The sequence below is a fragment of the Maribacter vaceletii genome (assembly GCF_003634105.1).
In the GTDB taxonomy this organism is placed as follows: Bacteria; Bacteroidota; Bacteroidia; order Flavobacteriales; family Flavobacteriaceae; genus Maribacter_B; species Maribacter_B vaceletii.
In genome coordinates this window covers 878,476-891,056 of the sequence record NZ_RBIQ01000007.1, presented here as the reverse complement: position 1 = coordinate 891,056, position 12,581 = coordinate 878,476, and the positions used below count along the sequence as shown (strand labels likewise).

The 12,581-nt window shown below is 28.5% G+C and carries 7 protein-coding genes; 3 read left to right on the top strand and 4 right to left on the bottom strand.

The window, feature by feature from the left end; translation table 11 throughout:
* Positions 1-25 precede the first annotated feature (25 nt).
* Genes CLV91_RS03600 through CLV91_RS03590 form a run of 3 tightly spaced genes read left to right on the top strand, consistent with a single transcriptional unit; the run spans position 26 to position 3,193 of the window.
* Positions 26-1,219, top strand: a complete 1,194-nt coding sequence (locus CLV91_RS03600) for a CHASE2 domain-containing protein (RefSeq protein WP_121064059.1) — start codon at positions 26-28, stop codon at positions 1,217-1,219.
* Positions 1,192-1,980, top strand: a complete 789-nt coding sequence (locus CLV91_RS03595) for a hypothetical protein (RefSeq protein WP_121064057.1) — start codon at positions 1,192-1,194, stop codon at positions 1,978-1,980. The genes CLV91_RS03600 and CLV91_RS03595 overlap by 28 nt, the downstream gene beginning before the upstream one ends.
* Positions 1,981-2,002: 22 nt before the next feature.
* A complete protein-coding gene (locus CLV91_RS03590; RefSeq protein WP_121064055.1) occupies positions 2,003-3,193 on the top strand; it encodes a CHASE2 domain-containing protein in 1,191 nt (396 codons plus the stop codon).
* 36 nt (positions 3,194-3,229) lie between these two features.
* Here the strand turns inward: CLV91_RS03590 and CLV91_RS03585 are convergent, their stop codons facing one another.
* The 4 genes from CLV91_RS03585 to CLV91_RS03570 form a co-directional block, all read right to left on the bottom strand.
* The gene (locus CLV91_RS03585) at positions 3,230-3,913 is read right to left on the bottom strand and encodes a hypothetical protein (RefSeq protein WP_121064053.1); all 684 of its coding nucleotides are present in this window, start codon (positions 3,911-3,913) and stop codon (positions 3,230-3,232) included.
* The gene (locus CLV91_RS03580; RefSeq protein ID WP_121064052.1) at positions 3,910-9,435 is read right to left on the bottom strand and encodes a T9SS type A sorting domain-containing protein; all 5,526 of its coding nucleotides are present in this window, start codon (positions 9,433-9,435) and stop codon (positions 3,910-3,912) included. The genes CLV91_RS03585 and CLV91_RS03580 overlap by 4 nt, the downstream gene beginning before the upstream one ends.
* Positions 9,436-9,463: 28 nt before the next feature.
* Positions 9,464-10,888, bottom strand: coding sequence for a DUF5723 family protein (locus tag CLV91_RS03575; RefSeq protein ID WP_121064050.1), 1,425 nt, complete (start codon positions 10,886-10,888; stop codon positions 9,464-9,466).
* A 189-nt stretch (positions 10,889-11,077) separates the two neighbouring features.
* Positions 11,078-12,484, bottom strand: coding sequence for a DUF2201 family putative metallopeptidase (locus tag CLV91_RS03570; protein WP_121064048.1), 1,407 nt, complete (start codon positions 12,482-12,484; stop codon positions 11,078-11,080).
* Positions 12,485-12,581: the final 97 nt, after the last annotated feature.

The window sequence follows — 12,581 nt, the reverse complement described above, 5'->3', positions numbered from 1 at the left end:
GTTTATTTTATACTGCTCATTTTATATGAAAAAAGTTTTTGTTAAGTTGAATAAGGTTTTATTTAAAGAGGCATTTTTTTGTATGCTCTTTTCTTTTTTAATATTGGGAGTTATTGCTTTAATTGGTTTAAACATAAGTTTTTTTAGTCCTTTTGAGGATGCCTTTAAAGACTTTAGTTATTTAGATCTTTATTATACAGAGAAATTAGAGGAAAAGGAAGAACATGTTAATGAGAATATATTCTTAGTTAATGTTGATAAAATAAATAGGAAAGAAATTTCTTTACTTTTAAAAGCTGTAGCAGAACAAAAACCAAAGGTAATTGGTGTAGATGTTATTTTTAAAGAATTAAAAGACCCTGTTTTAGATAATTTTTTATCAGAAAGTCTGCAAAAGAAGAATGTAGTTACAACCTATGCTTTTACTAATTCTGGTATTGATTTGTCTAATGAGTTTATTAGAAATGAAAACGCTACAGAGGGTTATACAAATTTTAGTTTTACTTCTAAATCCTCAGTAATTAGAAGTTTTCAAGGAATAAAAAAAGAAAATGATACTACATACTTATCTTTTGGGCTAGCTGTAGCTAAAAAATTTTATGGTAATAATTGGAACTCTAGTATAGAAAAACAACTTTATACAGAAAGGACTATTAATTATGAGGCAAATAGAGACGGTTTTTTTGTTCTGGAATATAAAGATTTAATGAATCAAGAATCAATTTCAATTTTAAAAGACAAAATAGTATTGTTAGGTTATTTAGGAGATGCTAAAACTCATTTTTTAGATTTAGAAGACAAGCATTTTACACCAATGAATAAGAAGTTTGTAGGTAAGAGCAGTCCAGATACTTTTGGTATTGTTATTCATGCAAATATTATTAATATGCTAATAACAAATAACTTTATTAATGAAGTGCCAAATTGGGTTGTTATGTTGGTAACATTACTTTTAAGTTACTTAGCATTAAGTTATTTTATTTGGCTTAATAAAAAACAACTGGCCAGTTATATTCTAAGGTTAAATATTTTAAGGATAATATTTGTTATATTTTTTATTTGGTTTTCTTTATTACTATTTAAAAATCAAATTCTTTTAAAAACGGCACCAATTATTGCGGTAGTAGTCTTTAGTGTTAGCCTAATAGGTTATTATAAAAAGTTAGTTCATTATTTAAATAAAAAGTTTAAATGGAAAGGATATTTTTATCAAGATTAATAATTACTATTTTTCTTTTTATAAGTAGTAATATAATTTTTGGGCAGCATAATTATTATGTTTTCAAGAAAGAAGGAAACCCTTATTTTAAAGAAAATAAGAAGGTAGAACGTGGAGAGCCTTTTTTAAAAACTGATATTTTAATTGTAAAGAAAAAGGATACTGTGATTTTAGTAAATGAGTTAGGAGAAATTTTTAAAATTTCTGAACCTATGTCCTATAGTTTTTCCGAAATAAAATTATACAAGCATAAACTAGAAGAAGATTCTTTTACAAGAAAGTATTTTAAGTATGTTTGGAAGCAGTTTACAAATCAAAATAAGCGCAAACTAGAATCTGGGGTAGTTTATAGAGAAAAAAGAGATATAAAATTAAAATACCCTATAGACAGTGCTAAAGTTTATTCTCCAGAAGTACAGTTTTCTTGGAATAATAAAACAGAAAGTAAGGAAGTGTATTTCTTTTTAAAAGACCTAGAAGCTAATCGTACAATTAAGCTTAGGTTAAATGGTAATTCTATAATGCTATATTTAGATAATTATCTTTTAAATTCAAATACAGAATATCAATGGTGGGTAGATACTACGCCTTTCCCAGATTTAACCCAAATAGAATTTCATAATTTGAATATTTTAGACAAAAAAGAATATCAAAAATTAGAAGAAGAAACAGCTGTGTTAATCAAAACCTTTAAAATTTTAGGATTTACCGAGGAAGAAATAAAAGAAGCAATATGTGTTGATTATAAATTTTGTAGATAGCTACTATAATGTTTAGAAGGATTTGAAAAATAAAAAGAAAAATAAAAATTGGTTATTGTTTAGAGATGCGTTATTTAGTACACTACTCTCATTATTTACTTGCTATGTACTCTCGTTATTATTTTTAAACCTTTCCTTTTTTAATCCCATAGCCAAAGCGTTAAAAGATTTTAGTTTTTTAGATGTTTATTATGCAGAGAAACTATCCGAAACAAAAAAAATAGACTCAAGCATTGTTCTTATAAATGTAGAACATAAAGATAGAATGGCTATAGCTTTAGCTCTTGAAGAAGTTTTAAAAGCAGATCCAAAAGTTGTTGGTTTTGATATAATACTTAAGGAACCTAAAGGCATAAAAGCAGACACTATTTTGGCGGATTTGTTAAATAAAGAAAATGTTGTTTTATCCCATACAACAGATAATGAAGAAAATATTATTGCTAATTATCCTTTTTTTGCTCCTTTAGAGCACTCTGGGTACGTGAATTTTAATTTTGAAGAAGATAATTCTGTTATAAGAGAGTTTAACGGCTTGTATTATAATAAAGGCTTAGAAATGGAATCTTTTGGTTATAAGATTGCAAAAAGATATATGCCTAAAAAACAATGGGAAGCCAATAATATAAAGGATAAACTAAGAAGCCCTAGAGTTATAAATTACAAGGGAGATTTACATAAATTCATAAATTTTACTATTGATGAATTTATGACTTTAAGTAATAAAAGTCTTTTAAAAGATAAAATTGTACTTATTGGATATTTAGGAACTCCAACAGCAAATATTAATGATGTAGAAGACAAGCATTTTACGCCATTAAACACAATAACTTCAGGTAAGAGTATACCAGATATGTATGGTGTGGCAATACATGCTAACATAATATCTATGATTATAGAAAATACATTTATGTATAGAATATCTACTTTTTGGATAGTAGTATTTACTTTTTTGTGCAGCCTTATTGTAAGTATTTATTTTATATGGTTAAGTAAGCGCTTAAAAATAAGTTATAGAACAGTGCGTAAATTAATGTTGCTTGTATTTACAATACTATTGGTTTGGCTTACTTTATGGTTGTTTAAGAAGGGCGTTGTTTTAAAATCTGCACCAATAATTTTTGTAACTGTTTTTAGCGCAGGGTTTATAAAATTTTATAAGCATTTAATTAGGTATATTAAAACAAAAAGAAAGTTCAAGACTTATATGAAATAGTTAACGGTTTCCTTTAGTTAAAAAACTTAACAATAATTAAAACTGGCTAAACTTAAGAATGCTGGATGCACTATTTTCCCCATCTTTTGCTATTACTAAAATATAATAATCTTTATTCGGATCAAAATTTGGAATACTAAACTTTGTATTTGGGCTAGTTAAATTAGTATTCCCACCGTCATTAATAGTTACACTTATGTCTGCTTTAGTACTCCAATATGCATCATACCTTAAACTTCCATCAAAATCTATATCGCCACCTTCCCACTCAAAGCTTACTTCCATAGAATTTCCTAATTGTTGATAAGTAGGTGCTTTAAACAATACAGCAAGGGGTACATTGTTATTATTATTGCCTTCAATTGGAGTTCTAAAACTTCTTAAATCACTTTTAACATTTTCACTAATAATTTGCCATTCATATTTTTTATTATATTCTAACGCCTGTTGAAAAGTTAAGACGCCATCATCGTCTTTATCGTAATTTTCAATTGGAAAAGGAGTGTTATTCAGTATTAGTGTGTATGTTGTTAAATCCCCTTGAATTTCCCATTTAAATGGAATAGTTATAGAGTTACCGTTATCAGTACCTTCCTCACAATTTGAATCTTGATCTGGATATTTAAGATTTATTGCAAATGTAGCTTCTTCAAATTCGCCTTTACAACTATAATGAAGTAAGCATAATAAACTAGAAAATATTAGAATATACTTTTTCATTTTTTTAATAATTTAAATTTTATTTCTTTATTCTCCTTTGAAATTATTTTTCCAATGTACATTCCTTTATGTAAATTGGATATGTCAAATTCTATATTATTATTAGGATTGTCATTTTCTTCATGATAAACTAAGCGTCCATGAATATCAAAGAGGTAAAATTCATATTTACCCAATAAAGAATTACTAAACACAGATACTAAATCTTTAGTTGGGTTAGGGTAAATAAAAACGTCATTTAACAGGATTTCTTTTTTTATGCTACCTAAACAAAGAGCTTCTCCAGAAACTATGATGGAATTTAAACCATTTTTAAGAGGAACAGTTATAACGTTTTTACCGGTGTTTTTAAACTGGTATTGATAAGTTTTTCCATTAGACTCTACAGTGTATTTTTCACTTCCAGATACTATAAAATTACCTGTCTTGGTTTTTAGATTTGTACTTTGCTCTTGAATGCTCATACCTTCTAATTCAGTAATTTTTATAATATAATTTGGGAGAATTACATTATCAGGAATGGTTTGGTTAATATCTAAATTAAATTCAAGTTTTACTTCGTAACTTCCAATAGGTAATTGATTAAAGAACTGTTTAAAATTATTGGAATTAATTTCATTTAGAACTTTAGTTTCTTGATAATTAATTCCATTTAACCCAGTAGTGGTAACATTATAGACAAAAGGTGAGGCATTTGCTATCTCAATACTTCCTTTTTGATTACTTCCAGGACATCTGGGATTTTTAGCTATAATGGTTAAGTTTCTAGGGTCGAAATTAGAAGTGTCTGATGTAGAGCTAATTAAAACAACTTGAGCATTATCAGTTTCTCTAATGTCATAATTTACTCCAGAATCTAATTGTAAATATAGGGTTTCAAGATTTTCGTTTATTCCATCATTTAAGGCTTTTATAAAGATACTTTTTGATTTATCCACGTTAGCATTAAATAAAACCTTTCCACTGTTAGAATTTATTAGTGTAGTTTTATCGTTTTGGTATATTAGATAATCTTGTCCTTCTATTACTTTCGTTACATCTGTTAGATTAGAGATTTTAAATTCTACTTCAATATCTGTTATTGGTATTTCATTTAGTTCAATTATTACTTCGGCAAAATCATCAATATCTTCTTCACGTGATTGGTTATCTATACCACTTTTAATTTCAGCGGTGTATTCTGCATCATCATCACTTAGAATAGTAATTTGTTTACTAGTTAAACTATTAATAGAATATCTACTACCTTCTATTAGTTGAATAACGACATTTTCAATGTTTTCAAATTTTAGATCGTTTATTGGTTTTACAACTATTCTAGCCGTAGTGCTACCATCTGGTATTAAAACAAATCCGGTTAAAGTATTTAAATCTAAATCATCTATTAAATAATCCTGTCCTGGTGTTGCGTTATTTACTCCGTTTACTAATATTTGGTAATTAATTCTTATATCTTCTCCAGAAGTATTTGCAGCTTCCATCTCAATAGTGAACTCAGCATTTTCTAAATTATCTTCTCTTGCTTCATTTTTATTGTCAGAGACTATAAATTCTTTAATTTTAATTACATCTATAATTCTTAGAGCAAAAGAGCTTCGTATAGATAGTTTATTAATATCTCCTTCATTTTGAAAATTATCTTGGTCAAAAAAACGATCAGCAATAGTAAATTGTGATGATATAGATGTAAATCCTATTCGTAATTTTTCCCCTATTAAATTATCACCACTAGAGGGGTCTATATGTTCATTAGGAATATCATCTTCGTTTACATTTACAATTAATCTATTATCAAATGGACCGTTTCCATTAGACACTGTTCCTCTAATTGTAGAACCTACATTTTCGTGTGTAAAGTCTTTATTAGTTCCTTCTTCAGCTTTACTATTTTGGAAATTAAATTCTACATCATAATTTGTGCCTGCGGGAACTCCTTTCTCAACATCTAAATAAATAATAAACTGTTCGCCTTCTTCAACAGAGAATTCTAAGCAACAACCAGGATCAAAGTTATTTTCATTATCTGTTGGTATTACCGACATATTTACTCCTGGGTAAATATTTATTAGAAATTGAGCTGTAATAGCATTATCTAATATAACTGCTTGTATTTTTTTGTTATCAAAACTAATGTTATTGTTTGTTGAAGATATCTCTACAGAATAATAATCACGTTTATCATCATTAGGCTCATTTTCTTGTGGATAAAAAACGGTAAACTCTCCACTAGATTCACCGGGATTAATGCTGATTTTAGGGTTAGTTATGTCTGTTTTATTAGAATCATTGTTTTTATAATCATCAGTTTCTGCTTTTTCTCCATTTATATCATTATTGTTTATTGCGTATTCAATATCAGTATCAAATATTTCATCTTTAAAATCTAAAGAAAACTCTAAACCATTATGGCTTGTCCATGGGTTTCCTTGACTATCAAAAAGTTCTACAATAAAGGTATCGGTACCTCCTTCTATACCGCCAGTATTATTAAACTTTACAGTAATTATATCTGATGTAGTAGGTGGAATATCATTTATAATAATTTCATAAGATAAACTGCCATCTGGATTTATATTATTGCCTTGCCAAGTATAAATATTATCGGGGTCATTTAGGAAGTTAATAATTAGCTTATCTTCATTGTCTATTATGTTATCTGTATTAATTGTAAAACTAAGTTCGCCATCTGGATTAACAGATTGTTGTGAAGTTAATTCTAATGGATTAGGGATAGCTAATGAATATTCATCTGCATTTGCAGTTGTTCCTTCAGTATTGTAAATAATTTTATACTTATAAAAATCTGTGGCAGGTGATAAAGCGTTTAGATTAATAGTAAAAGTTTCTCCTTCATTTACAGTATAGGAACCATTAGTATTTAAGCTTGCATTTTCACTTATAGAAGTTTGTACAATAAATGGTTGTGAAGTAACATCAGAAATATCTTCAATATTTATTCTAAATTCTAAAGTGCCATCACTTTTTTCATTACCCCACTTATATTTATTACTAGGATCTTTTTGTAAAATTATTACTATGTCTTCATTTTCATTTTTTTGAGAATCTATTAATACTTCTACTTCAATAAATTCTACTGCATCATGTTGATGCCGAGCGGTAAAAGACGCCGGACTATTTTCATGAGTAAAGTCTTCATTAAAAAGTGCGGAGCTATTATCTGAATTAAAAAAAACATCAAAAGATTGATTATCATAATATTGTGAAGTGCTTGCTTCAAAATAGATTCTAAATTTTTGCCCTTCTTCAATTGTATTGTTTGGTTGGCCTACAGGTAAACTTAAATAGGTATTTACGACAAAGGGTTCTACTGGCTCAACGTCTTTTACTGTTATAGTAAAAGATATTGGGTCAGCAATGGTATATTCTGTATTATTTCTAGAACTAATGTTTACGGTATAGACTTCATCATTTTCTAAAAAATTATCTGTTATTGCTTGGACAGTAATACTACCATCAGGATTATTACTACTAACAGTAAAAGGGTTATTAGGAATTGAAATAGAACCATTGAATAAAAAATCTTCAGAAGAAGATATTCCATTAAGAGAAAAAGTAATTTCTGGATTGTATGTAGTTCCATTTGCAGCAGTATTATCTGCATCAAAGTTTATTGTAAAAGTTTCTCCTTCATTGATTGTATAGTTTGGTGTATTCCCAGCCCCGACAATTGTTGTAGTTACATTAAATGGAGTGTTAGGTGAACAGTTTAAACTGTAGGATGTTGTAACATCTTTTTGCCAATTTGCTTGAGATTCGGCATTAGATGTACTACTTACTTGAATACAGCTTAAACTAGTATTTCCTGTAGATACAAAAACATCTAAATTAGAATCAATTAAAGAGATGTTTAAGTTGCTGAGGTTAACGTTGTTGGAAATTCTAAATCTATTAAAATTTGTATTGTTAGAAAAAATAATAGAGGTTAAATTATTATTATTAATATCTAATATTTGTAATGCATTATTCGTGGAAAAATCGATTGTGGTAAGGTTATTAAAGTCTAGGCCAACTATTTCTAAAAGAGTTAAATCTTCAATATTTAGAGTTTCCATATTATTTCGCCAAGCCCTTAGTTCCTTGAGATTAGTATTTTGTCTTAGGTCTACATTTGCAATGGTATTTCCTTCTATTCTTAATATTTCTAAATCTCTAAAAGCTTCAATACCACTAAGATTTGTTACTCCTAAACCTGGAGGATTGTTCTCCATATTAATTGTTCCTGATAAGTTTAAAGTTGTTAAAACTTCCACTTTTTCTTTACAAACTTTTTTATTCCCTAAAATTCCATCGCCTACATTTAGAACATTTTCTAAATAGTTTTCAAAATTACTGTCTTCTATGTCAATTGTATTTTGGCAATCATTTGGGTCATAAACATGTAGTTCCCTCCCAATTCCAGTTCCATCATCTCCTGTAATGTATAGTTTATCATTAAAGAAAGAACCATATACAGGTGTAAAACTTCCTGATCCACTATTATAATCTTCTGTGAATTTTATTTCATTGTTTTTTTCGTACATGTATAGTTCATTCCCGATAGTATTTGTATATCCTGTAAAAGCCATTAAATTATCACTAACTATAGGAAAGCTTCCACTTGGGTATTCTACACCATTTTCTATTGGAACTGGAACAAAAACTCCTAATTGCTCTGAGGAGTATAAGATATTATTAGATACATCAAAAAAATATAATTTATTATCAAAAACTGTTAACCCAAAAGCAAAACTTATCTCATCCCCAAAACCAGCTGTAGCAGTAGTATTAGAAGACCATAGATTATAAGGTTGATTAAAATCTCCGTTTCTATACAAAAAGTATAAATTATCATTTAAGGATCTTAGGTAAGAAACACTTGTATTTTGAAAAAAGGTAACAACATCTATTGTTGTTCCATCAGTTTTATATATAAAATTTACAGTAGCTGGTTGTCCATTTATTGTTGCTTCTTCATTGCCAACAAAGTGTAGTTCTCCTAAATGGATAACAAATTGCCCAGGGTTTAGGCTAATAGAAGATTCTTCTTTTACCAATCTTGTAGATGTACCATTATATGCCATTAACTCATAATTAGGATTTAATGGATCTATTTGGTTTAATTCTCCACCAAAAAATAATTCCCCATTATAAACAAACCCTCTACCCCAGATAGAAATATTATTGTCAACAATAGTACTACCTGTTCCGTATGGAAGATTAAGTTTGTGTAGTTTATTTGAAGCTTCAAAATATAACTCATTATTATAAACAACCATGGAATAAGGGTTACTCCCTGCTTCTTGCCATGCTATACTTATATTTTCCAAGGAGTCCATAATATATATAACATTATTATTGGTGGCTTCAGATCCGCCTATAAAGAAAAGTTGTCCATCATGTTCTAAAAATTCAAAAGGGTTAGAAGACTCAGCCCCAGGAGTAAGATCCTCTATTAAAGTTATTTGACTATTACTTTTTGTCCAAAAAGTTAAAAGTAATAATAGAAGTAATTTTTTTTTCATTTTTCTATGTTTTCAATAGTATATGCGATTATCTAAATACATCTTCTAATAATGGTAAATTTAATCCAAAGTATATATGGTTTAATTTCCCATTTGTAAAGAGACTATTTAATGCAGCAGAACCAATAGTAATAGGCCCGTAACGGAATCCTGCGCCAAAATAAACGCCGGTATTGTTTTCATAAGTTATAGGTAAATAAGCACTAAATTTTTGGGTTTCATAGCGGGGTGTTACAGTAATTAAATTTAGTCTAGTATTTGTATATTTATCATCTACGGTTGTTAAAGCTTTTACATAGTTAAGGTTTACATAATAATTTTTGTCGTTGAAAATTATATAGTCTAATCCAATATTTAAAGATCTTGGCAGTGCAAAAGTTGCTTTTCCTTGTTGGGGGGAAGAATTAATTTCTGTAGTATTTTTTAATGTAGCAATAAAACCTTCGTTATTTAAAGTGTTTTTAGAAAGAGAAGTGGGAGAAGTAATATTAAAATTTTCTAGCCTCACTTTACTATTATCAATTTCTTCATATTTAATAGCACCAATATCTAAAATAGAGGCGCTTATTTTAAGCTTATACGTGTTTACAGCACTGCTATTATTACGCACACCAACTCTGTTAGTTTCACGAGGTCTCCACTCATAAACAAAGCCAACATCACCTCCAAAACCAGAACCGTTTTTAGTAAAATCAAATGCAGACTTGATAAATGGAGAGGTTTCGTTTAAATTATTTGGGTTTGCAGAGAAAGTATTCAAATAAGAAACAGTTCCAGAATTAATAATTAAATCATCACTTACGCCATCATTGTAGCTGCCATTAATATCTCCTCTAAGCTCTACAGCTCCATTACCTATAAGGTATTTTGCTGTACCTCCAACTTTAATAAAATGATAGTTACTGTTTACTAACACAATACCATAATTCAACCCAATTTCTTTCCAGGATTGTGAGGTATTATTAAATTTTGGAATATTAAAAGTGTTTTCTAATGTTTCATCTTCAAAACCTTGGCTTAGGTTTTTCCATAGGCGACCATTAAAATTACTGTAATCTGAAAATGCTCTGGAACGTAATAATAACCCAATAGTATGTTTTTCATTAATTTGATAAAGGACTGAGGGTAAGAGAACATCACTATTAGAAACTAAAAAGTTATTGTTATTAGAGGTTTCTACATTTGTAGAAAAATCACTACTATTAAACCCGTTGGGGGTATCTGGAGAATCTATAAAATTTATAGTTCCGTAATCTGAAGTGCCTAATAAATTATAGGACAAACCATTAATATGCCATCTATGTTTAGATTGGGCACTGTTTGCTGGGTTTGCTGTAGAGCCATAAATACCATTATAATTATCAAAACTAAAGCCATGATTTGTTTGGCTAAACACGAAGAAAGGAACTCCTATAAAAAAAACAAGGAGTTTTTTAGGGTAGTTAAAATTCATTTTAGTTGGTGGTGGTTGGCTGTTCTTAAATAACTAATATTAAGGGGGTTATAAATATTAAAAAAAATATATAAAAGAGCGTATTTTTTATCGACTATTTAAGTATTTCGTCGATAATTAAGAGTAATTATTACCTTTTGTTAAGAAATAGAGTTTTCTTTTTAGTTTTTTTAAAAAATTAGTAATGATTTATAGCTCTTGTTTCTTAGCATTTAGAATTAAATTGGTTATAATTCTTTTCTGATATCTTGTTTTTCCTCTTGGCAAATCATTAAACAATTCTGTTTCTGTGGTACTTATTTGTGAAGGAAACAAAATGTCTTTAGTAGGTTTATAGGAAATGAATATTTTTTGTGTTTTAATATTTTTTTGACTTTTAATTTTTCCTCTAACAAAGTTTGAGGTTTTCTCTCTTGTTTCTATTCCATATAAAAGACCATCTAGAGTATTAAAAAAGTATTTTTTTGCAACACTAATTCTTTTCCCTTTTTTCTTAAGGTTTCCTATTTCGGTATTTTCTGTAGGTAGTTCTAAAACAAAACATTCTTCATCAGCAATTCTTTTTCTACCTCGATATAGTGCTAGTTCTGGATTGGATACTAAAACAAAATCATCAAAGAAGTTTTTAATAGTAGGAACCTTATCTTTTTTAAAAGAATAAAAATCTTGTTTAACACTTGTGCCTATTCTAGGAACTTCATTTTTCCACTTTTTTTGATCGGTATATTTCCACAGTAAAGAATCGTTATTAATTATTAAATACTGCTCGTTATATTTTTTATTTGTTATTAGTATTTTATTTGGTGTTTGTTCGTAAGAATAGCCATATTCAAGTGGTTTTTGGTTTAAATTTTCACCAATGGTTTCCGAAATTTTTTCGGTATAATTTAATTGTTTAATTTGGCTTAGAGTTTTTAATCCTCCTAAAGATTTATAATATCTATTTACAATTAATTCTGGATTTATTTCTCTTTCAGGAGTATTTTCGTTTAGGATTATTTTCTTTTGAGCGGGATTATTAAATTTCATCCACCCAATTTTAATAGCATTCATTCTTTCTGCTCTTCCTGGATGCGTAGAGCTTCCTTTTTCAGGAATATTTTTAAACATACTTTGTGCTTCTTCGAGAGTACTTCCCATACGTGCTAGTGTGGTGCCAGCAAAGCGGTCTGCACTTAGTTCCCATCTTGGGTTACTTCCTCGTTTATTTAATGAATGATAAAGTAAAAAATGGCCAACTTCATGCGCAAGAACCCCAATAGAAGCCCAGTCTGTATTAGATTTTTTAGACATTTGAGCTAACCATTCTGGGTCATAAAGAATGTAAGGGGTCAGTTTTTTATTTTCATCTTCTTCAATATGTGCTAAAGCATTTTTAATATTAGAACATTTTCTAATTTTAAAGTTTCTGTTAAGTCCCATTTGACCCATAATCTCATCTACAATGGATTCTGCTTCAACATCTGCAGATTGACTTTGGTGACCAAAACAGAGATCATCTACAGATTCTATAACTACATTTTGAAAACCAGGTGACTGAGAATGTAAAGTAAAACAACTAAAACAAAGTGTCAGATATATATAGTAAATTCTCATAAAATGGTTTGTTAGTTAGTGGTTTCTAGAAAATTAGAGTTTCTAAATATAGAAAAATCATAGGCAAGCACAAAAAGAGTATAATTAGTTAAAACTA